Raw genomic sequence first — 23,135 nt, forward strand, 5'->3', positions numbered from 1 at the left:
TTAGCTAGCCACACGACATGATTATGCGTCGATGTAAAAAGCTTCTACAGTGCCTTTTAGAGTAATAAGCATTGGCTGACCAAAACGATCTAGCGCTTTTGGAGAAGGGATCTTAACCCAACCTTCGCTGATGCAGTATTCTTCAACATCAGTACGCTCTTTACCATTTAGACGAATGCCGATTGGGTATTCGAAACACTCAGCAACGTGGTGTGGGCTGCGTGGGTTGCCTGCAAGATGATCTGGTAAAGCTGGTCTTGAATTAGTATCGCTCATGTTCATTACCTGTATGTACGTAAATAAAAAAAGTGCGTCATTCTAGTCAATATAGGCTTTGTGCTCAACAACTGCTGCAATAAATCGTCTTGATCGTTTTAATCAACAACTAGTTGTTTGATTTAAAGGCGATATCGGCATGAGTTTCAACGAAAATTTAACAGGTTTATGCATTATGGATGAAAGGGAGAAATTCATTACTCGAACGGCAGATAAACTAATATCAGGCTTTTATTCCGAGCTTATCGATTAAGCTCAATACTCATCACTTTATGGTTCGGTTCTGATTCCATATTTACGATTGACCAACCTAGCCCTTGGTAGAGACCCATGATATTGGTGTACGCGTAGAGTTGAGTTTGCACTGCAGAAGAAACCTGTCTGACACCACGATTAATCAGTTCACTGGCAATGCCTTGACCGCGCCATTGAGGGTCGACAAACACAGCGTTGATCCACACTACATCACGAACTTGGTGAGGTTCTTGAAAATAGGAATACGCCAAGCCACCAATGACCACATTATCGCGAAGTACTGTTATTACTGGAGGGAGTTGTACGTTTTCTTTATATGTATCTTTAAACTTGAAATCAGACCATTCACTTTGAAATAAGCCCTCTAACTCATGCCAATAAGGTGAGTTTTCATCGCAATTTCTAAAGATTACTTTCTGCATTTTTCCGTCCTTTTAAAGAGAGTAATTCGGCTATCCTAGCCTTGTTTAATCTAAGTGTAGGTAAAGCTACTCTTCTTCGTCGTAATCGTCTGCTGGGTCTTGATTAATTTCTTCGCCGCATCCTAGGCATTCACCTTGCAGATCCGTAGGCATCACAATAATCAAACCACAATGAGGGCAAAGATCGCCTTGTTGAAACATCCTGTATTCCTTCTACTTAATGGCTATTGCTTAGGATATTTTTGCTTACTCGCTTCTAGCCAGTCGTGAATCACTTGGCGAGCGGATTCCGACGGAGGTGCATTTCGTTTTCCGCAGATTTGGTCTATTTCAAAAGGAAATGCTTTGCTCGGGACGCGGCGTAAACCTATGGTTAAACGCTGAGGCTTGAGCATGCGGAACACCACATAACGATCGCTCATGATTCGGTTGTGATACACGCCAATACAGTGCTTCTGCTCGATGCCTTCGTGTTCAAGGTCGTAATAATCCGTGAGCGGATGAATGTTGTCATTGCCAAGTAAAGGAACGGGATAAGGGATGTCTTTATCCATTGGGCAGTTACCCTCCAAACGACGTAATTGGCGTTGCTCCGTCCAGCGGTCATGGAGTTGTTCAAACATCGCAAAAGAGTTCTGACTGGTAATCGCGCGCAGTGGATCATCCATCTCCAAATCTTGCCCTAGCAATATCGCATCTTGGAACATCGCCATCTTCGATGGTGCGTTAAGTCTGCCCTCTTCCACCATTGCAATCCCTAGCCTGCTACCAGTTAGAAATGGATGAACTTGGTCCAAACGCAGGGCTGTGTATCCAACTTTTGAGTAATGCTTAAACTTAAGAACTCGTCTTTGCAGTGGCTCGAGAATGCGAACAATGTGGTCGAGTTCATCACCAACATTGTAATGAAGCTCTAGCTTGTCGATGAATTTGAGTGTCGCCTTGCTGCCGTCTAAGCCCAACTTGGTAAGGATCTTCTTCTGCCCTAAGCGACTTAGTGCCAGTGCTTTCTTGTTGTCGACACTGTATTTCATGCAGATCAAAGCCAAAATAACAGGCCTTAATTCAAGCAATTGCGCGGCTTCATAAGTATTCGCAGCAAGCCACAACATCTGGTATTGGTATTCTGGAAAGTCGTCGGTGATTTCACGATAACGCGCAGGTAATGAATTTAGCCAACGACCATTCACGTCAAACTGTTCAACAAGGTTGAGGCTCAGCCCAATGCCTCCATCAAGCGGTCGTCTACCATCTTCAAACACATGAAAGCCGACGAGCTTTTGAGACCAGTCTCGGATCTCAATATCGTAGTCGAAACCTAATGTTCGAGTGGGAATGGTTAGTAGTGCTGTCATTGATGCCTCTTCGTTATTGGCGCATTGAACTATCAAGCCTATCTAACAGCATAAGCTAGCGCTTCAACCACTATATCAACCTTTTGTAAATTTCTTACCAATCAAAGCGATATAAATACGATAGTGCTTAGAAGAACATTGAATGATGATTTTACGGAATATGAGATCTCTTCGATATCATTTGCGTCAACAGAAACTATGCTTGTTACATAACTCACAACAAGAGGCTTTAATTATGGATTACCGACATATTCTGGTCGCACTTGAACTGTCTGACGACACCAAGATTCTCATTGATAGAGCGACCTTCTTCGCTGATAAACTGGAGGCTGGCATTTCATTTGTTTATATCGATGGTACGCATGGAGAAATTTATCCAGAGCTCGTTGATATTCAGGGAAATGACGGTGATTTACCCATCAATGAAGATGCCGTTAAGCATTTGAAAGAGTTTGAAGCCTACGCCAAGCACCCAATCAAGCACATTTTCGTGGGAACGGGTGATTTGAACGATAAGCTCAAAAATGCCATCGAAGCCAACGGCGTTGACCTATTGCTATGCGGCCATCACCATGATTTTTGGCATAAGCTCATCTCCCATTCTAAACAGATCATCGATACTTCCCCTATCGATATTCTCGTTATTCCTATGGAATAGAAGCTCCAGTTCGACACTCAAAAATAACCGGCTTTGCCAACCTCTATCGGTATTATTGGTTGGCTTGATATCCTCTTCAACACACTCATCCTGACCGAAATCTCCTATTTCCCGCTTAGAGTAGAAATTTGTGATCTTGTCAGCTTATCAACTCGTAAGCGTCTAATAATTAACAAATCACGTCATTTCGATTTGAATCAACGTACTGAAATGTACGACCCAGACCATGCCTTCATCAATCAATGGACAGGCGGTAACGCAGTCACAACAAGCCTCACAAACCAGGACGCATTATGAAATTTAAAACGGTACGACTTGTATTAGGTGACCAACTCAACATTGAGCATTCATGGTTTAGACAGGTTAACGATGACGTTATTTACATCATTGCTGAGCTAAAACAAGAAACAGATTATGTTGCCTCTCACGTTCAAAAAGTGGCCGCGTTTTTCTGTGCGATGGGTTACTTCGCTAACGAACTCAAAGAACAAGGTCATCAAGTACTCCACCTCGCTCTTGATGACACCACGCAATTTGAAAATCTCGATGCTCTATTGCAACACTACGTACACGAATTCGGCGCTGAGAAATTCGAATATCAAAGGCCAGATGAATATCGCCTTTTAGAGCAGATGAACAAGCTGAAGCTCACTAATGCGACCAAAGGTTGTTGTGATACGGAACACTTCCTCTTTCCATTCGAAGAGATCGAACAACAGTTTCCGAAAGACAAACACATCATGATGGAACACTTCTATCGCCGAATGAGAAAGCGCTTCGACATTTTGTTAGAAGACGGAAAGCCCGTTGGCGGCAAATGGAATTACGACGCGAACAATCGAAAGAAACTCAAGAAACAAGACATCGAAAACCTGCCTCAGCCGCTGATGTTTACCAATGACATAACCGACATTTTGCAGCGTATCGAGCACCACCAAGTGCAAACTATTGGTCAAGTCGGTAACCAGTTACTATGGCCGGTGAACCGCGCACAAAGCTTGTCTCTACTCGCTCATTTCTGCCAAGTCTGCTTGCCGTTATTTGGGCAGTTTCAAGATGCGATGACGACAGAGCACGACTCTAAATGGAGCTTGTATCATAGCCGTATATCGTTCTCGCTGAACAGTAAACTGCTGAGCCCTAAAGAAGTGATTGATGCAGCACTGTCGGCCTACCAAGCATCCTGTCTTCGAGACAGCTCACCAGATAAGCCAAGCATCGATATTGCACAGGTCGAAGGATTTGTACGCCAAATACTGGGGTGGCGAGAGTACATACGCGCCGTCTATTGGGCAAACATGCCTGCTTACGCCAACAAAAACCATTATTCAGCAACCAATAAGCTGCCTCATTACTTTTGGGATGGACAAACCAAAATGAATTGCATGAAGCATGCGATTGACCAGTCTCTTGAGTTTGCTTACGCGCACCACATCCAAAGGTTAATGATCACTGGCAACTTCTGTTTAATCACGGGTATAGACCCTGACCAAGTCGACAGTTGGTACCTCGGTATTTACGTCGACGCGATTGAGTGGGTTGAAATGCCAAATACGCGAGGTATGGCACTGTTTGCGGATGGCGGGATCGTAGGAACCAAACCATACTCTGCCAGCGGTTCCTATATCAACCGCATGAGTGACTACTGCAAAGGCTGTCACTACAAGATAAAAGAACGCAGCGGCGAGCAATCTTGCCCTTTCAATAGCTTGTATTGGCGCTTTATGGACCAGCACCGCGATGCGTTAAACCGCAACCCACGTATGGGCATGTTATATCGCTCTTGGGACAACATGGATGAGCAATCACAACAAGCGATTCTCGATACTGCTGAACAACGAATCACAAACTTGGAGAACTTATAATGGTGGAGCAACTCAGATTACACATATTGGTGGTCGGTGGGAGCGGCGGTATTGGTTTCGCTGTGGTTAAACACCTATTATCTGAGCTCTCTCGGTTTGATTTTCTTGATGTGCATGTAGACGCGACTTACCACTCTCAACAGCCGGAACTAGAAAACAATCGCTTGAGCTGGCACAAAGTCGACGCCACCGACGAAGCTGATATTAAGCGCTTGAGTTCTGAGTTTGAACAACTTGATTGGCTGATCAACTGCGTGGGTATGCTCCACACTCCAGATCTTGGACCGGAAAAGAACTTGTCGTCCATCGACCCTGAGTTTTTCCTCAAAAACATCTCTGTGAATACCCTGCCCAGCTTGTTATTAGCAAAACACTTCACGCCGATACTTAAAGCGAGCGACAATCCAAAGTTTGCTGTGGTATCCGCAAAGGTTGGCAGTATTTCAGACAACAGATTAGGCGGTTGGTATAGCTACCGCTCATCGAAAGCAGCCCTAAATATGTTCATCAAAACCATGTCGATCGAATGGCAACGCACCATTAAGAAAGGCACCGTGTTGGCTCTGCACCCGGGCACGACAGACACAGCTCTGTCGAAGCCTTTTCAGACCAATGTCCCTGAAGGTAAGTTGTTTGAGTCAAGCTATGTCGCCCATCAGTTGGTCGATATTATTCGCACTGCCACACCGGATAACAGTGGGCACTTCTACGCTTACGATGGTGAACAGTTAAATTGGTAGTTGATACGAGTGTTCGTCTTTCATTAGTGCTAAAAAAGAAAACCCAACAGAGTTGAAGCTCCATTGGGTTTTTATTTAGAAAGAACGCCTCTGTTTTAAAAGGCGTTTGGTTGATATCTAGCTAAAGATCAAAACTGATCATCACGATTATTCAGCCCAATTGAACTTAGTATCGTCAACACCTTCTTTCTCTTCTTTAGCTCGCTCGCGTCGATGCTGTTCTTCAATTCGCGCAGCGTCTATCTCTTGCATGATGGCTTCGATATCAGCCAAGTCGTCGGTTTCCGTAAACTCACCCGTCAGTTTGCTGTCTGGCTTCAAGTCGCCTTTCTCGTACAGCGCCCACATTTCCTTGGCATACTCGGTTTTTGCCAGTTCAGGAGCAAACTGAGCGTAATAGTCACGGATGTTATTGATGTCACGAGCCAACATCCACTCAGCGTTGTTATTAGCCGAAGCGTCGACAGCTTGTGGTAGATCGATAATCACAGGGCCGTATTCATCAACCAATACGTTAAACTCAGACAAGTCACCATGGATCAAACCAACGCAAAGCATTTTAACCACGTAAGTCATCATCACCGCATGATCTTCGATCGCTTGCTCTGCTGACATCACCACATCGTTCAAACGTGGTGCAACGTAACCCTCATCGTCAGTGACCAGCTCCATAAGCAGTACGCCGTCAAAGCAACCATAAGGGACAGGCACACGAACACCCGCTTCTGCCAGTTTATATAAGGCATCCACTTCAGCACTTTGCCAAACCTTTTCTTGTTGTTCACGACCAAAGCCAGAGCCTTTTTCCATCGCTCGAGCGCGGCGGCTATTTCGGACTTTTCGGCCTTCACGATACGCGGTCGCTTTTTTGAAGCTGCGTTGGCTTATTTCCTTATATACCTTGGCACAACGGATCGTATCGCCGCAGCGCACAATGTACACCGATGCTTCTTTGCCACTCATGAGTTGGCTTGTCACCTCGTCGACTAAACCGTCGTCAACTAAAGGCTGTATTCTTTTAGGTATCTTCATGCCGCCTTTATACATTAGTTGTCTTACAGATAGAAATATTAACTTAAGAAATGAATGACGAAACTATTAACGTGTTCTAAAAACGAACAGAAATTACGACAAAGTTGGCTTATGACGACGACAACGTTCAGAACAGTAAATCACGTCACCCCAACAGCGCTGCCACTTTTTACGCCATGAGAAAGGCTTTTGGCAAATAGGACATGTCTTAGTTGGTAAATGGGGCTTGTTGTGCATGGCCGTTCCCTTTTTGATGCGTCCACTTCCTGCGTCTACTAGAGATTCCCTATTACGCTCGTGCCTCACTTTAGGGAATGACGGCTGCTTTTTATTCGATCCTGACATTAAGGGATGACGGCGAAGTGATTAATGACAACTTCCGACTCCGTCATCCTCGAGAAGGAGGAACGACTGAGTCGGGGATCTACTTCATCTAGCTTTGTTTCTATTTCTGCGCTGATGGAATATAGCTAGAACCTAAGCAACAACCTTGTACTGCTTCTCCATCTCACTCACACCTAAGCCAGAGTGTTTTGTTACTTTAAGCTGAACAGGCACTCGCTCTTTCAATGCTTCAACGTGACTGATGACGCCAATCATCTTGCCTGACGCATTCAGGTTATCGAGCGCGTTTAGGGCAATGTCCAATGTGTCGCTATCCAGCGTGCCGAAACCTTCATCCAAGAACAAAGAATCAATACTGGTTTTGTAACTCACAAGATCAGAAAGCGCTAATGCCAACGCCAAGCTCACCAAAAAGCTTTCGCCACCTGATAACGTTTTGGTATCACGCATAACATCGCCCTGCCATGTGTCGAGCACTTGCAGTTCTAAACCATCGTCGGCTTTACGTTTAAGCTCGTAACGACCATGCAAACGTTGTAGCTGCTTGTTTGCCAAGTACACCAAGTTTTCCAGTGTTAGACCTTGAGCAAACTTACGGAACTTGTCGCCGTTCTTAGAACCAATAAGTGAATTCAGACGTGAAATATCATCAAAGTCGACCTGTTGCTCGTCTATTTGCTTAAACAGATCTTGCTGATTACTGCGGTTCTGGCTATCCGTTTCAAGATTGGCAGAAATTGCACCGATCTTGGTCGCATGGCTTTGCTGTGCGTTTTGACACTCAGTAGTCGCTTCTTCAACTTGCTGTTGGTCTTGCTCTTGCCATGCTTTCGCATTTTCGTGATTTAGTAGATCCACTTGTGTCGCTTTGGCGGCGTTCAACCTAGCTTGCGCACTGACAATCGCTTCGTCTAAAGACTTCTTCAGGCTTTGAAGTTGAGTTCTAACCTCTTCATCTAACAACGCTGCTTCAAAATTAGCCTCATCTTCGAACGGGCTAGTTTTCAGCGCTTCTAACCAAGCATTCGACGCTTGTGTGTAGCTCGATTGCTTACTGACTAACTCGTCCGAGAAACCAGTGTGTTTGGTTTGCTCGGTTCGATGTTCAAGTTCGCTGCGGTTAAGCACTAACTGCGCGGCATCAAATGCATTTACTGCTTCAGTGACTCTTTGCTTCATCGCATTGCTGGTGGCTTGAATGTCTTTGTCACCAAACAACTCTGTTCTTTCAGCCGTTACACGAGTGAGTTCTGACACTAAAGACTCACTCTCTTGCGTCAGTGTCGCGAGCTCTTTCTCAACACTGCTTAGCTTGTCGTCTAACGTTTTCAATTCGGCATTTTGAGTAATCAGTTGCTTCTCAATATCGGCCTGTTGCTGTTTGGTTTGCTGCCATGTGCTTGATGCTTGCGATTTCGCAGTAAACCAATCATCGATATGCTCAAGTTCAGGTGCTTCGATAGAAGTTTGAACAATGCTCTCTTTCAAAGCGTTCCATTGCTGGCCTTTCGCTTGAGCTATTTGAGTCACTTGCTCGTTTGCGACTTGGTTTTGCTTATTCAAATCAGCTAAGCGTTGCTCGGCCAACTCGAGATTAGACTGCGCCTTGTCAGCCATAACACTTACAGACAGGCGTTGTTTCTCAGCTTCAGCGTAATGCGCTTTAGCATCACCCAACGCTTTGAGTTGCTGCGCGCTCTGACTTAGTTGAAGTTCACACTGCTGAGCAAAGGTCGCGACTGTAGCTTCATTGCCTAAATCGTTAATCGTTAGCAGTGCCAGTTCAGGAGCCGTGCCAACGAAATCCGATAAGCTCTGTTGAAGCTTGCCGACAACGCCTTGCCAATTCAGCTGAGCTTGTTGAATGTCCGCTTGCGCACGTTGAATGTCATCGTTAAGCGCCACAATCACAAGGGTAAGAGAATCTAACTGCTGACGATGCTCTTGGCCTTCTTTCTGAATCGCTGCTAATTCTTGTTCCTCAAGCTCTTTCTGGGCATTCAAATCCTTCGAACTTTGTGATTGTTCGATCGCATGGTCTGTTGAACCACACAATGGACAATCCATACCTGGCTTCAATGACGCTCGGTATTTCGCAAGGTCACCTTCTTGATCAATTAAGCGAACTAAACGTTCAAGTGAGGTCTTTTTTTCTTGGTATCGCAGAAGCAACACTTCACGCTCTTTCGAAAGCTTGTCGACCAACTGGGTGTTGGTTTGATGTGCCTGTGTTTTTGCGTGCAGCTGTTGTTGGGCATTTAGGAAACCACGATTGATCTCGAGTAATGAGTGCGTATTGCGATTCCAAAACTCCAACAGATCTTTTTGCGAATTCAACACTTGCTCGCTAGTGTTGCCTTGCAAGGCTTCCCACTGTTGCTTTGCACTACTCTCGAGAACAACCAATTCAGCTAAAGTTTTATCTTGCGTTGCTTTAGCATCTTGCGCGGATTTGATGATCGTTTGCTGTGCATCAACTGCAGACAAAGCTTGCTTCGCTGAATTCAACTGCTCTGAATGCTGGCGCTCTAGAGTACGAACTTGCTCGACCTTTGCTTGCCACTGACCTAGGTATTTTTCCAGATGTTGGTCAGCTTGATGCGTATTTAGGTACTCAGTGCTGAGTTTATCTTGTTGCTTCAGTGCATCTGTTTTTTGGACTAAAACAATCTGTTGATTACGCTGCTGCGTATGTTGCTCGTTAAGCGTATTCGCTGCACTAACGGCCGCAGTTTGCTTATCTTTGAGTACGGCAATTTGGTTATCTAACGGGCGAACCTGCTCGATGATCTTCTCTTGATCCTGCTGTTCGGCTTTTACCTGTTCGACAATCGCACTGCTTTGAGTCAGTTTAGTTTGCGCGTCTTGCATTTCTGCATCACGAACGGCAAGTAACTTGGTGCTGTTATCTAGGTGAGCTTGAGTAGTGTTCACCTCTTGTTCGCAACGCTTTAAATCTTTGTGTACTGGACGCAGCTTTTCAGCCGGCTCACTGTTTGCCAAGCGCTCTAGTGACGGTTGGTTACGGTCTAGTTCATCTTGAGCGGTTTTCAGATCGAGCTCACTGGCCGCAATAGTTTGCTCAGCTTTGGTCACGTCTTTCCACCAGCTAAGATGCACTTGCCACTCTTTTAATTGCTCGGCTAAACGCTTCTGCTCTACTTCTAGCGTTTCACGCTCTGCGGTCAGCTCTTTGATTTGCTCTTCAGACAGTAAGCTCACACCTTCAGCTTTCGCTTTAAGTTGATTAAGCGACTCTTCACTCGACTTAAAATGATCGTAGATACGCTCTGAAATCAGGCTATAAACTTCTGTTCCCGTCAGCTCTTCAAGTAGCTCTGCACGGTCGTTAGCATTGGCATTTAAGAACGCCGCAAACTCACCTTGAGACAACATGATGGATTTAGTGAAGCGTGAGAAATCGAGGCCCGTGACCTGCTCCACCAACTTGATCTTCTTAGTGAGCATGGTCTCTAACACTTTATCTGTGTCGGCATCTGCAAATTCACAGGTCGGCGTTTGCAGTGCGCCATCATGTTTGCCACGTGCGCGCTTTTGGTGGAAGTTAGAGCGGTACGTTTTACCCTGCACTTCAAATTCAAGCTCAGCAAAGCACTCGCCCGTACCACGAGTCATTAATTCATTATTACCTTTAGCAATGCTTTTCAAACGCGGTGTGCGATGGAAAAGTGCCAAGCAAATCGCATCAAGAATGGTGGTTTTACCCGCCCCAGTTGGACCAGTAATTGCGAACAGACCGTTTTCTGCAAACGGCGATTGGGTAAAATCGAGCTTCCAGCGCCCTTTCAAAGAGTTCAGGTTTTCAAATTCTAGGCTTAAAATCTTCATACGATTACTCTTCTACTTTATTGGGCGCTTGAGCGCTTTCAGACACTTCGACCATCACTTGTTTGAACTTCACCGTCATGCGCTCTAAACGCGCTTTTTCAGAATCGGTTTCAAACTCTTCTAAGGCAATACGCTTCGTAAACACGTCCATCGGGCTCAGTTCAGATAAGGTCTCTGCCGACTCTTGCTCTAATGCTTGATTACGACGCTCTCTTGCTCGGCGCAGTTGAAGTACTTCCACATTCAATCCTTCGGTCAGTGCGCGCATACGTTCTTGTAGATCCGACAAGTAATCTTGCGCTTGCACTTCTATCGATAACCATACGCTTTGGTCGCTATCTAAACCTATGTATTGGTTAAGCTGAGATTCGATCTCGCTCAAGTCGCCTTTGATTTCAGCTAGAGGTTGGAATGTGGGAACAGGCAGTTGAGAAATGGTGCGCTCACCTTCAACAAACTCAACCACACACACTTGTTTTTGAGACTTAAGTTCATCAAAACTTAGTGGGATTGGAGAGCCTGAATAACGAATGTATTCACGCTTTGCCACCACTTGTGGGCGGTGGATATGACCAAGTGCAATATAGTCTGCGTCTGGGAAGCCATCAGCGGCAAAACCATCAAGGTTGCCGACATAGATATCACGTACCGAATCCGATTGTTGAACACCCATCGCAGTTAAGTGGCCGGTAGCGATGATCGGCATGTGCTCGCTGTTTGCAAACGTCGCGCGCTTAGCAACCGCCGCATCATAAACACTTTGATAATGCTGTTTGATTGCATCGCCGAGTTGCTTCTGACGCTCAACGCCAGTGACACCCGCCTGGCTCATCAACACATCGCGAGGGCGAATAAAAGGAATGGCACAAACCAGCGCTTCTACATCGCCGTTCTTACCTTTTAGTTCGACAACCTGAGTCGCATGATCTTCATTGGTGTTCGGAATTACGTCTGCGCCCATGTACTTCAGTAATTGCTGTGTCTCCTTCAACACAGACACCGAGTCATGGTTACCACCTAATAACACCAACTGGCAACCGATCTTGTTCGAATCGACCACAAACTTGTTATACATCTCACGAGCGTAACTCGGCGGTGTACTGGTATCGAAAATGTCGCCAGCAACAATGATCGCGTCGATGTCGTGCTCTGTAACTTGCTCAAGTAACCATTGTAAAAACCGTTCATGTTCATTCTTACGGCTTTTATTGTAGAAGTTTTGGCCAAGGTGCCAATCGGACGTGTGAAGAATCTTCATTGCTGCTCACTGGAAGTCGGTAATACCTTTAATCTACCAAAATAGTCGAGATAATTCCCTTTTATAAGCTTGTGAAAACCAACTAATTTCAGGCTTTGGACCAACTCCGCCCATAGCGTGACCAATCGTTATTTTTGACATAAAAAAACCGCTCAACGTTAGAGCGGTTTTAGGTGTCCATAGCTTTAGCTTTAAGCTATTTCACAGAGGTCGTCAAAAATTGTACGAAGCGCCCAGAGTTACTGTGCTAAACGCTACATCACGGCTTTCGGGCCGAAGAATTCGATATTTACTGCATCTGCTTGTGAGATTAAACGTAAGGTTAGGCTTTCTACTGGCGTGTATTCAACACCTATACCAAAATGGAAGCCTAATTACGCGCAGCTAGACAATCAAAGATATTGCAATAGATGCCATGATCACGCCAACGACAAATTCCAACACCTTCCACGCTCTCGGGTTCTTAAACATTGGAGCCAAGAAGCGAGCGCCATATCCAAGTGAAAAGAAGAACACGAATGACGCCGATACCGCCCCAGCGCCAAACAACATTTGATCCGGTTGATATTGAGTTGAGATAGACCCCAGCAATACCACAGTATCCAAATACACATGCGGGTTAAGCCAAGTGAACGCCAAACACATCGCAATCGCTTTGGTTAATGAGTCTTTAGTTTCTGCCGTGGCTTCTAAGGCGTGGTTTTCGGTAAATGCTGATCGGAAGCTTAAGAATGAATAGACACCCAAAAAGATAGCGCCACCATAACGGGCGAACTGCTCAATTTGTGGGAACTGTTTAACGATTGCGCCAAAGCCCGTCACGCCAAAGCTAATCAGTAAGGCGTCAGAAATGGCACATACAGCACAAACTGCCAATACGTGTTGGTTCTTAAGCCCTTGCTTTAAAACAAACGCATTTTGAGAGCCAATCGCAAGAATCAGCGAAAGGCCAAGGGAGAAACCTGCAAAGTAAGTCGACATCTAAGGCTAGCCTCTTAACGCAACTCAATACGCATAAACTGGCTGTGCGGATCCAACACATAATCAGCAAAGGGTTCACAGTATCCAAAGCCAAACTTTTCATACAGGTTACGTGCGGCCTTAAAGTAGTCTTCTGAGCCAGTCTCTAAGCTGATTGTTTGATACTGGCGAATGGCCGCTGTATCTAATACGTGTTGTAAAAGTTGGCTGGCAACACCTGACTTTCGAGCAAACTGTGAGGTTCTCATCGATTTGAGTTCAGCGTGTTGGGTATTTAGCTCTTTAATGGCAACACACCCAAGTAGTTGGCTGTCTTTCCAAGCACTGAAAAAAGTAATCTCTGGTGACTTGAGCCCATCTAGATCCAGTGCATGAACGCTTTCGGCTGGCGAAGTGGCGTACATATCAGCGAGGTGCTCTTCAAGTAATTCAATGACTTCCCCACCCGACAAGTCATCCACCTTAATTTCTATTGAAGCACTGCTTTCCAATGCTGTTCTATTTTCCATTGAACCCTGTGCATTTATTGCTGATGTCATTGTTTCAACTCTCCTTGTTTAGTTCGCTTATTTAGCTTGAGTGATTTGGTTTTTATCAACAGCCCACTTTCCTGAATTGTTTCCTTTTCAAGAACTCGGTTTGAATCAGTAAAATTAACGATTAATCATAAAATTATAAATGTCACACTGGGTTTACCTAGATACCATATTTTTCCTATCTCGTCTCGTGATAAAAGCGTTCCGCAAAGCCCGTATGGTCGCTGCATTGAGGGAGCAACACCTGTTTTAGTTAACGAATAAGTAGTCAGGACAAAGTGAATAGCGATGACACGCGTACTGATGTTGTTGGCAGCTTAAACATCCCTTTAAACGGTCTCATTTAAAACGACCATAAGTTAGAAAATAAAACGCTTTCATTGATCGAATATTTGATTGCGATTTTCCAATTTCGGTATATGATGCGCCACCCTAATTTTTCAGCTTATGCTGCAGGCAAATATGTCCGCCAACGCACTCTATACCGACCTATCCGGTTACTATGATTTAATGTGTGTAGATATTGACTACCAAGCGCAAAGTAACTGCGTACGTAGACTCCATCAAATCTTTGGAAATGAAGGAAAAACACACCTCGACTTAGCTTGTGGCACTGGCCCACACGTTCGTCATTTTATTGATTTCGGTTACCAAAGCGGTGGCCTAGATCTTAACAAGCCGATGTTAGATATCGCAGAAGTTCGCTGCCCGGAAGCCAAGTTCTCAGTACAAAACATGAGTAACTTTGAGGTCACGGAACCACTCGATCTTATCACTTGCTTCCTGTATTCCATCCATTACAACGATGGCCTTGAGAAGCTTAAAGAGTGTATTGAAAGTGTGCATCGTGCGTTAAAGCCAGAAGGTATTTTCTGTTTTAACGTGGTTGATAAAGACAAGATCAGCAACGACCTGTTTGTTAGACACACAACAAACCAAGACAAAGACGATTTCACGTTCCGTTCTGGTTGGTATTACTCTGGTCAGGGTGATAAGCAAGCGCTAAAGCTTAGCATCGAAAAGACGACTGCTGGTGAAACTCAAGTGTGGAATGATGAACACCCAATGGTGGCATTCTCGTTTAAAGAGTTAATCGAGATATTGAAGCCCTACTTCGAGGTTAATATCTTCGAGCACGATTACGACAAGCTGATTCCTTGGGATACTCAGTCCGGTAATGCGCTGATCACATGTGTCAAAATCTAGATTAATAGATAAACGGCAAATTAAACCAAATCTATAGATCAAAAAAGAACCCACACTCGCCATTCTCCTTTTAGAGCATCAGCCAGTGTGGGTTCTTTTGTATCAAGCTATCAGTTACTAAACTCTAAATTAGAAGTCCGCTGTCATACCTACGTAGTAAGTACGTGGCTCTTCAACATAGCCCATGCTCTCTAGCTCTTGTGATACAGCTTCGTCAGTTAAGTTCGTGATACCTGCACGTAGTCGTACTGAAGCATTCACGTTGTAGACAGCACCTAGGTTCAGCGTTGTGTAAGCGTCTTGAGTTAGATCGCTTTCGATCTGACGTTCACCACGGTAACGCGCACTCACGAAAGTACTTAGATCGTAAGTTGGGCTCCAGTTCAGTTTAACTAAACCCGAATGCTTGTAACGCTCAAGTAATTCGTCACCAGTAGACTTATCTTCAGTGTCTAAGAATGTGTAATTACCAGACACACCCCATTCATCAGTAATTTGGAATTGGCCTGTAAGCTCAGCACCTTGAACTACAGCCTCTGATACGTTTGTATAAGTACGCTTACCATTCACATAGCCAGTTGAGCTTGAACTATCAGCGCAACCTTTACCCGATTCAAACACTCCGCCGTTCTCACAATAGGTTTCATCACGATCAATTAGGTCGTTGATTTCATTTCGGAATAAGGCACCTTCAACATTCCAACGAGGTTGGCTATAAATCGCAGCGATCTCATAGTTCAAGCTGGTTTCGGGCTTAAGATCTTCATTACCATGTAAATCACATACGCCTTTACAGCTATTAACTGTGTAGTCTGTCTGATTTTGAGTCAATGTTGGTGCTTTAAATGCTTTACCCACACCACCCTTGATGATCAGGTCATTCGTTGTTTGATGAACCAAGTACACACGTGGGCTGAACTCTTCACCGTACAGTTCATGCTTATCTAAACGACCACCAATGGTTGCCGTTAGTTGATCCGTCATTAACCATTGGTCTTGAACAAATAACGCACCTTGATAAGCTTCAGATGTACCATTGACTAAGTTTTCTTTGTTGGTTAATTCACTCAACTGGTAGTCCATACCAAACGTTACGGTGTGACTATCACCAAGATAAGTGGTCGCCGAAGCTTCAACAATTTGAGTCAGCTCTTCGATGTCACTGCTATAGTTAGTATCTGAGTCCGCAGCATCATTATCTGTCACATTTTCACGTGAATAACGTACTTGCGTGTCACCCCAGCTCCAAAAACCACTATGTGTGATCGCTTGGCTCTGACGTACAACACGTGTGTCAGACTCAATCACAGATGATACGTTTTCCGCAGATGACTCACGTTCATCATCACTGTAGCCAAAATCGAAATCGATGGTTTGGTTATCTGTCGCATTCCATGTCAGGCTTGCAAGTAAGCTTAACGTGTCACGTTCTTCTAGAGCTGTTACATCTGAACGATCGTAACCAAAGCTGTGTGTACCAGAATATGGTTGCCAAGCGTTACGGCTAGTTTGGTTAACAGATAGGCGAGCAAACAACTCGTCTTCAATCAACGCACCAGATGTCGTGAAGCCCATCGAATACTCTTCCCCTCCATCACCATCAAGTGGAGATGAAGTGTCCATGCTCAGTGTAGAGCTCCAATCGTTTTCTGGAGCCTTAGTGATGATGTTGATTGTACCGCCCATACCATCTGAACCGTAAAGTGCAGACATTGGGCCACGGATTATTTCAACACGTTCGATCGAATCAGCAGGAATCGTTGATAGGTCAAAGTCGTTACCACGGATGATGGCACTTGCAGAGCTTAAACGACGACCGTTCACCATGATAAGAGTGTAATCTGAATCCATACCACGAATAGAGATCATCTGACGGCCAGCACGTGTGCTATCAAAATCAGACTCTACACTCGTTGATTCTGCAACGATGTCCGCCAAGGTAATACCAGGGCTGTCTTCAATGTCTTGCGCGGTGATAACCGACATTGAAGCTGGCGCTTGTTTTAGTGCCATCTCGGTACGAGTTGCCGTAACAACCATTTGCTCATCTGTTGCTTGCGCTTCTTCTTGCGCCAACACGTTAGCTGAAAGTGAGGTACAAATAACAGCGACTGCGATCGAAAGGGGTTTACGAACCAAAAGAGGTTTGCGAATCAAAAGAGATCTCTCAGACATGATATTCATTCTTATATGTGATTGGTAATGATAATGGTTTGCATTAAACAACCAACTACCACTCTTATCAACGAAAGTTTCATACCAAAAATCGATTCTCGTTATTCACCATTCAAATAATGAAAGAGATCTATATCCAACTTGATAGGTATTCGTAATTTTCATTCACCCTGCAGATGGATTATGTATAAAGCTCTTTGAATATATTGCGAACCCAGCGACACATCGGGTCGTTATGAAAGCGCTTATGCCAGTATAAGTAGACGTCTTCTGATGGGTGGCGCAACGCTTTAGGCACGCGTTTACAAACAAGATCTCTTTGCGTAGCGGCTTGTTGAGCAAAAGGTGTCGGTAAATGAAAGATGATGTCGGTTGCTTCTGCCATATCCGGCGCGACGTTAAAATTGGAAAGCTGAATTGGAATGGACAGCTGGCGCTGCTTATCAATCAAGCCAAGATCTTTAAATCGACTTTCGATCGAGAGCTTCTTATCCCCTTGCAGTGAGATTTGACCAAGTTGGCTATTCAACAAGTCATCAACCGTGATCTCTTTGTCCGCCAAAGGATGTTTTTTACTCATCAGCAAACGGTAATCGCGGCTAATCACGAACATTCGATACAAATTTTGCTCTGAACTTAACGGCTCGTGGGTCGACAACACAAAGTGCGCATCACCGGATAACAGAGGCTCAAAGTGTCGTTTAGGAATCGAGTCGATATCAACAGTCATGTTTGGCGCTTGTTGACGTATCTCCGCAACTACCTTGGGCAGCAAGTGCGCGACATTAGGCACTAAACCAAAGAAGCGAACCGTACTGTCACTGCTTTGCGGTTCGAATACATCGCCATGTAACAGCTTTTCTAAACGTGTCAGTACCGAATTGAGATCTTGCTTAATGGCTTCTGCTTTTGGCGTTAACTCATAGCCATAAGCCGCTCGCACCAATAGATCATCATTGAAAACGGTACGCAGTTTTTGCAGAGATCGGCTCACCGTAGGTTGGCTCATATCCAGCGCCAATGCCGTGTTGGAAACGTGCTTCTCTTCAAGAAGGTGTTTAAGAATAACGAGTAGATTGAGGTCGACTTGAGCAAGATTCATTATGCAAATATTAACAATATATAAAATTCAATGTGCGCATAGTGCTATTTCTTAACATGTAATACAATTGATAATCACTCCTATTTTGATCTAGAGCAATATGCAGAGCAGAGTTTAAGGTTAAGTGGGTTTTAAAGCTCTAAGTCAGAACTGTTTAAACATAAAAAAGAGAGGTACAATGGCCTCTCTTTGATCGTCTACTTTATATTGCTAGCGTTGAGCTATCAGACTACAGCTTTGTCCAAGCATCTTGCCAGTATTGGCTATCTGCTGGAGCGTAAGACGCGCTTGCACACCATGCCGTGTATGGCCAAGGCTTACATTCGTACAAGCCATTATCGCTGCCGACCACAATGTCACCCGCTGCGTAGTTGGTGCCCGCTTCATATGGAGGATAATCACCTGGAGGAGGTGTTGTACCACCACCGTCTTTAACAGCGAACGAATCGTTTACCATCACCATTTCACCGTCAGATGCTTTACCGACCACTTCAAGTCCATATTGCCCTTCCGCTACATCGTATAAGTCGATGGTAATGGCGCGGCTGTCCGTTACGTTAACCTTAGTTTGCTCAACCACAGTACCTGCACTGTTGATCACCATAGCGGTAACATCTAACGCTTCATTTGATGTCAGTGTTAGATCTAAACGAACATTGCCGTTATCTGGCGCATATTCTGATTGAAGCCCTGAAACAGCAAGCTCTAAGTCATCGCCCGGATCTGGGTTACCACCACAAGAAGAATCTGAAACTTTTCTCCAAACGCCCCACTCACCTGTCGTTCCAGGTTCTTCGCCGCGAGTGTACCACCCTGCTCCCCACGTTGAACCGTCATGAGATACTTGGTCACCTTCAACATAAACGGTGTCGGCATCCCATGCAGCAGCACAGTTAGAACCATCAGTTACAGATACCTTACGGTCAGCGGTTACAGTTTGGTTCGCGCTGTCTGTTACGCTATACACAAGTGTGTAGTTGCCGATTTCATTTACATCGACACTGCCAGTGTGTGTGATGGTGCTTGTCAGGTCGCCATCTTCTGCATCATTCGCCGTCACGCCTGCCATTGCATCAAACGCAGTTCCCAACACAACTGTTGTGTCAGATACGCCATTAAATACTGGCTTCTGGCTGTAAACCTCTACCGTTCTCGCTTTAGTGGTTTCGTTGTTATCGCTGTCTTTCACTCGGTAAGTCAAAACGTAAGTGCCAATAACACTGGTTTCAACGTAACCTTCAACATCGATTGATGACGTTAGATCGCCGTCTTCTTTGTCTGTTGCCGTCACGCCATCCATAGGATCAAACGTTGTGCCGTGAAGAACACGCGTATTTTCGACACCTTTAAGAACGGGCTCGCCCTCGACTGGTGGTGGCGTTACCTGACCGTGTACAAACGGGCCGTAGTCTTTAATGAACTGCTCGTTGTATTGTTGGCCGTTTTTGTTGGTGCCCATGTCCCAGTTAATAGACCAAGTCATTACACCACGTAGCGGTTGACCTTGCGCCGTTAGGCTATCAAATGCGTCGTATAAATCTTGTGGCTCTTGTACAAAACCGGTTGCTGCAGCATCGATGCTTGAAGGAATACCAAACACCAGCTTGTCATGTGGGATCTTGTGGAAACCACGCGTTCCGTTGATAAGAGAATCAGAAATGTAGTAGATGAACTCTTCTTTTAACGCATCGTTGTTTTGAGCAATCCAACCCACGCCTTCAACCCAGATACCATCGCCACCTTGGTTGTAGAATTGTGGGTTAATCCAGTCGTAATAGCCTTCTAGATTATCGATATAAGGAACGTACTTACCGCCTGTCGTGAGATACGGGAACTCAGGCGCCATAGTAATAAGGAAGTTTTTACCTTCAGCACGGTAGTGGTCTTTTACCAACTTAAGAGCATCAGGAATCACGGTTTGATTGTTTGCTGCGGTTACGGCTGCTTGTTCAAGGTCGATATCTAGGCCATCGAAACCGTAACGCTCAGTTAGACGGATAATCTCATCAGCAAAGGCTCTTTCATCACCGGTTTCTAGCTCTACGTGTGCATCCGCACCACCTAAAGCCAACAGCACAGAGCGACCTTGCTTGTTGAGTTCCGAGATTTGGTCAATAAATTGTTCTTCTGAAAGCCCAATGGTTGGGTCCAGTTTAAAAGTTGGGATTCGACCATCAGCCACATCGTAGACCTTCATGAATGACACATTCACGATGTTGTACATTGGGTTCACTTCATCCAGCGTCACACATGGCGCATTACCACCTTGGTAGCCGCCACCGTCACACCAGTTATGCCAATAGCCAACCACCACGCCAGAGTCTGGATTCGTCATATCTGAACCATTCGCATAAACAGCGCCAGACATTGCCGCCATGCCGAGCGATACTGCTAATTGTAGAGCTTTACGTTTCAACATTAGTCCCACTTCCTTACTTAACAGCTGTGCCAATCACAACCGAACCAATTCATTGTAATCATGAATATTTATAGAAAAGTAATGGAATTTTTAGGAAAAGATGACCTTTGATTTAACTTGTGATTTTAAGTCACAGATTGAATATCAGAATCAATATGATTTTGACTTTTCATTCAAATTGAAATGCTAAAAACTGTTATTTTCGGCTGAATGCATTGACCATATAAATATTTAATCAACCTTAATTCACTAAGATAATTAACCAAAAATATAAAAAATCACCGATAGGAAAAAATAAACTTTAAATCGGCAAAAATCACCCCAAATACGCCGTAATTACTGACCTAAGACCAGATACCATTGCGAGTGATATCACTAAAACAGCCTGGATATAGCCATCATACATGTGCTAGCAATACACACGTATAACGGAATATAGGAGCAAGAATTTGTAGGATTTTGAATGTATACGTCGGGAGTTTTTCAGTTAACCGTCAGTGCCAGATGAATAATATGCATCCAATAGTGAAATAAAATTCACCTTATCAAGTTCATTAAGTTGATTAATTCCAGCCGCTGCTTTTCTTCCTCCGCCAGTCGCAAAACTTGAGCAAATTTCGTCTGCACCCGTTCTATTTGATAATGGCGCACGTAAGCTCACCGTGTAAGACTCGCCGTCTTGGTTTTTCGTTAATACTGCTTGCGCTCGGTTTGGATCTTGATTAACGATTTCATTACCAAATACGCCACTGATGCGCCTTGCCCAAGTCTCGCCTGGTAGTTCAAACACACGTGCGACTTCACTTTCATAAACAGGAGCAAGGTTTGATAACTGCTGGCAATCATTTTGATAAGCAGCTCGCAGTCGATAAAACACAGAGTCTTTATCATCCAAAAGATCAAACGGATTCGGGTATTGATAAAGGGTTTTGTAGAGCTCAGCTGGCGTGAAATGCAAATCACTCAGTGACGAACCGTAACCGTTGTAGTTAACCAAGGTACCTAGCTCTTCTAGAAACTCTTTTTGAGATTGAGCGAATCCATTTTCATCCGCTAGCCGCGCCGCCACCGTTTTTAGATTGTCGCCAAAGGCAGCTGCGATTGCCCAAGCCACATGCGCACCATTCAGCTTCTGGTTAATCAGCAAGCTCGTGCAGCTCTCTGGCGCGGTATCAATCAGAGTATCTAAATGACTAGAAGTTGGGACATCCCCTGTTCGGTGGTGATCGCAATAAAATACATTGATGTTTGCGTCTAGCAGTGAGTGCAGTGCAGGCAGGTTTTTCTCCATCGATACATCTAAAACGGTAACGGAAGAAACATCACCTTGCTTACCCGACTCCATAGTTTGAGTAACAACTTGAGAGACCAACTTAATATCACGCTTAACACCAGTAATGAGCACGCTCTCTCTTGGCTCACTTAATCGCAGCTGTAACAACGCGATTATGCCATCTGCGTCTCCGTTGAATACGTCGTAGTGCATGTTGTTCCTTTTACTCTCAATCAGATTAGGCTTGAAGTTTATATCTGTATTTTTACAAGCACCGTTGTTTATTATCAATATCAACTTGTTAGGTGATATAACTCTATTGAACATAGCGGTTATTCACGGCTTGTGCTATTGATCAAAAACTCAAGATTATACGAAATACGCTTAATCTCACTTCAAAACTATGAGCGCGTTCCTTGTATGGCTTTTGAAAGTTTAATATCGAAGTTGATAACCTTTTGTTCATGTACATAAAAGTGACCACAACGAACCGTTACGCTTTGATACAATTAGAGTTGGATTAGTTAGGTTTTTACTCGAATTGACATTTATAAGCGTTTAAAATGACTTTCGAGTTAGCGAAAACTTTCAATTCAAACCACAGATCCAAAGGTACACTGCATTTCCATGATCAACTTCGAACCCAAACGCCCTTATCAAACCCTCGGTCTTATCTTGAGAAAAGAACTATCTGATGGTCTTTACCCGATTGGAAGTCGTTTACCGCCCGAGCGAGATATTGCTGAGCGTCTATCCGTGAGCAGAGCTGTGGTTAGAGAAGCAATCATCATGCTGGAACTTGAGGGACTCGTTGAAGTAAAGAAAGGCTCGGGAGTGTACATCGTTAACTTACCGACTACATCAACAGTGGCACAAAATGAAGATGTAGGTCCTTTTGAAATGCTTCAAGCAAGACAGTTATTGGAAAGCAGTATTGCTGAGTTTGCTGCAACACAAGCAACCCCTGCTGATATCGAAAAAATGCGTGAAGCTCTAGAAATTGAGCGCCGCGAAATTGAAAACAATGTCCAAAATCCGGTTGGTGACAGAATGTTCCATCAGTGTATTGCCGAAGCGACACAGAATTCTGTGCTGGTCGATATTCTAAAGGAATCGTGGGAACGTCGTGAGTCTAGCCCTATGTGGAAGATACTGCATACACATATCGAGATCCAAGACTATAGGAAAGAGTGGCTAGATGATCATGCTGCTATTTTGCTAGCAATGAGACGCAAGAACCCAATCGAAGCCAAGCAAGCGATGTGGCAACATCTAGAACATGTGAAGATTAGGCTTTTAGAGCTTTCTGATTTTACCGACCCTAATTTTGATGGTTATCTGTTTAACTCCATTCCCGCTATCGCGACATCAAAAGACAATCTTTAGAA

At 44.5% G+C, this 23,135-nt stretch carries 19 protein-coding genes and 1 pseudogene; 5 read left to right on the plus strand and 15 right to left on the minus strand.

Going from position 1 to position 23,135, the window contains the following annotated elements; all coding sequences use genetic code 11:
* Nucleotides 1–21: 21 nt before the first annotated feature.
* The 4 genes from AB4323_RS09210 to AB4323_RS09225 form a co-directional block, all read right to left on the minus strand.
* A complete protein-coding gene (locus AB4323_RS09210; protein ID WP_017059204.1) occupies nt 22–276 on the minus strand; it encodes a DUF3297 family protein in 255 nt (84 codons plus the stop codon).
* Nucleotides 277–518: 242 nt separating this feature from the next.
* Nucleotides 519–953 carry a GNAT family N-acetyltransferase gene (locus tag AB4323_RS09215; RefSeq protein ID WP_102333286.1) on the minus strand — a complete coding sequence of 145 codons (435 nt, stop codon included), beginning with the start codon at nt 951–953 and terminating at the stop codon, nt 519–521.
* Nucleotides 954–1,019: 66 nt separating this feature from the next.
* A complete protein-coding gene (locus AB4323_RS09220) occupies nt 1,020–1,154 on the minus strand; it encodes a hypothetical protein (RefSeq protein ID WP_017059202.1) in 135 nt (44 codons plus the stop codon).
* Nucleotides 1,155–1,177: 23 nt separating this feature from the next.
* Entirely contained in the window at nt 1,178–2,308 is a 1,131-nt protein-coding gene (locus AB4323_RS09225; RefSeq protein ID WP_017059201.1) for a PcfJ domain-containing protein, read from the minus strand.
* Nucleotides 2,309–2,543: 235 nt separating this feature from the next.
* Between AB4323_RS09225 and AB4323_RS09230 the strand changes: the two genes are divergently transcribed.
* The 3 genes from AB4323_RS09230 to AB4323_RS09240 all read left to right on the plus strand — a co-directional run bounded on the left by AB4323_RS09230 (nt 2,544) and on the right by AB4323_RS09240 (nt 5,571).
* Entirely contained in the window at nt 2,544–2,966 is a 423-nt protein-coding gene (locus AB4323_RS09230) for a universal stress protein (RefSeq protein WP_372152221.1), read from the plus strand.
* Between the two features lie 293 nt (nt 2,967–3,259).
* Nucleotides 3,260–4,831: a cryptochrome/photolyase family protein gene (locus AB4323_RS09235; RefSeq protein WP_372152223.1), complete on the plus strand. Its 1,572-nt coding sequence runs from the start codon at nt 3,260–3,262 to the stop codon at nt 4,829–4,831.
* Nucleotides 4,831–5,571 (plus strand): SDR family oxidoreductase, encoded by a 741-nt coding sequence (locus AB4323_RS09240; RefSeq protein WP_065583629.1) that lies wholly within the window; start codon nt 4,831–4,833, stop codon nt 5,569–5,571. Before AB4323_RS09235 ends, AB4323_RS09240 begins: the two co-directional genes overlap by 1 nt.
* 147 nt (nt 5,572–5,718) lie before the next feature.
* Here AB4323_RS09240 and AB4323_RS09245 read toward each other — a convergent pair whose 3' ends face one another.
* The 7 genes and pseudogenes from AB4323_RS09245 to AB4323_RS09275 form a co-directional block, all read right to left on the minus strand.
* Nucleotides 5,719–6,603 carry a PA4780 family RIO1-like protein kinase gene (locus AB4323_RS09245; protein WP_029235559.1) on the minus strand — a complete coding sequence of 295 codons (885 nt, stop codon included), beginning with the start codon at nt 6,601–6,603 and terminating at the stop codon, nt 5,719–5,721.
* Nucleotides 6,604–6,696: 93 nt separating this feature from the next.
* A complete protein-coding gene (locus AB4323_RS09250) occupies nt 6,697–6,840 on the minus strand; it encodes a DUF2256 domain-containing protein (RefSeq protein WP_108117457.1) in 144 nt (47 codons plus the stop codon).
* A 240-nt stretch (nt 6,841–7,080) separates the two neighbouring features.
* Nucleotides 7,081–10,797, minus strand: coding sequence for an SbcC/MukB-like Walker B domain-containing protein (locus AB4323_RS09255; protein ID WP_372152225.1), 3,717 nt, complete (start codon nt 10,795–10,797; stop codon nt 7,081–7,083).
* Nucleotides 10,798–10,801: 4 nt separating this feature from the next.
* Entirely contained in the window at nt 10,802–12,055 is a 1,254-nt protein-coding gene (gene sbcD / locus AB4323_RS09260) for an exonuclease subunit SbcD (protein ID WP_017059194.1), read from the minus strand.
* 213 nt (nt 12,056–12,268) lie between these two features.
* A pseudogene (locus AB4323_RS09265) lies at nt 12,269–12,426 on the minus strand (porin family protein); the annotation flags it as partial.
* 13 nt (nt 12,427–12,439) lie between these two features.
* Entirely contained in the window at nt 12,440–13,036 is a 597-nt protein-coding gene (locus tag AB4323_RS09270) for a LysE/ArgO family amino acid transporter (RefSeq protein WP_017059193.1), read from the minus strand.
* A gap of 14 nt (nt 13,037–13,050) precedes the next feature.
* Nucleotides 13,051–13,575, minus strand: coding sequence for a GNAT family N-acetyltransferase (locus tag AB4323_RS09275; RefSeq protein WP_017066999.1), 525 nt, complete (start codon nt 13,573–13,575; stop codon nt 13,051–13,053).
* 459 nt (nt 13,576–14,034) lie between these two features.
* Between AB4323_RS09275 and AB4323_RS09280 the strand changes: the two genes are divergently transcribed.
* Nucleotides 14,035–14,778 (plus strand): class I SAM-dependent methyltransferase, encoded by a 744-nt coding sequence (locus AB4323_RS09280; protein WP_029235856.1) that lies wholly within the window; start codon nt 14,035–14,037, stop codon nt 14,776–14,778.
* A gap of 129 nt (nt 14,779–14,907) precedes the next feature.
* Here AB4323_RS09280 and AB4323_RS09285 read toward each other — a convergent pair whose 3' ends face one another.
* The 4 genes from AB4323_RS09285 to AB4323_RS09300 form a co-directional block, all read right to left on the minus strand.
* Entirely contained in the window at nt 14,908–16,953 is a 2,046-nt protein-coding gene (locus AB4323_RS09285) for a TonB-dependent receptor domain-containing protein (protein WP_372122215.1), read from the minus strand.
* 181 nt (nt 16,954–17,134) lie between these two features.
* Nucleotides 17,135–18,055: a LysR family transcriptional regulator gene (locus AB4323_RS09290; protein ID WP_372055872.1), complete on the minus strand. Its 921-nt coding sequence runs from the start codon at nt 18,053–18,055 to the stop codon at nt 17,135–17,137.
* Nucleotides 18,056–18,284: 229 nt separating this feature from the next.
* On the minus strand, nt 18,285–20,474 hold the full coding sequence (locus tag AB4323_RS09295) for an immunoglobulin-like domain-containing protein (RefSeq protein ID WP_372124866.1): 2,190 nt from the start codon (nt 20,472–20,474) through the stop codon (nt 18,285–18,287).
* A 487-nt stretch (nt 20,475–20,961) separates the two neighbouring features.
* Nucleotides 20,962–21,960, minus strand: a complete 999-nt coding sequence (locus AB4323_RS09300; protein WP_372152227.1) for a DHH family phosphoesterase — start codon at nt 21,958–21,960, stop codon at nt 20,962–20,964.
* Nucleotides 21,961–22,374: 414 nt separating this feature from the next.
* Between AB4323_RS09300 and AB4323_RS09305 the strand changes: the two genes are divergently transcribed.
* Complete coding sequence (locus AB4323_RS09305) at nt 22,375–23,133, plus strand: FCD domain-containing protein (RefSeq protein ID WP_083190198.1); 759 nt, start codon at nt 22,375–22,377, stop codon at nt 23,131–23,133.
* Nucleotides 23,134–23,135: the final 2 nt, after the last annotated feature.

This window comes from Vibrio sp. 10N.261.52.C11, assembly GCF_041471405.1.
Lineage (GTDB): Bacteria > Pseudomonadota > Gammaproteobacteria > Enterobacterales > Vibrionaceae > Vibrio > Vibrio crassostreae_C.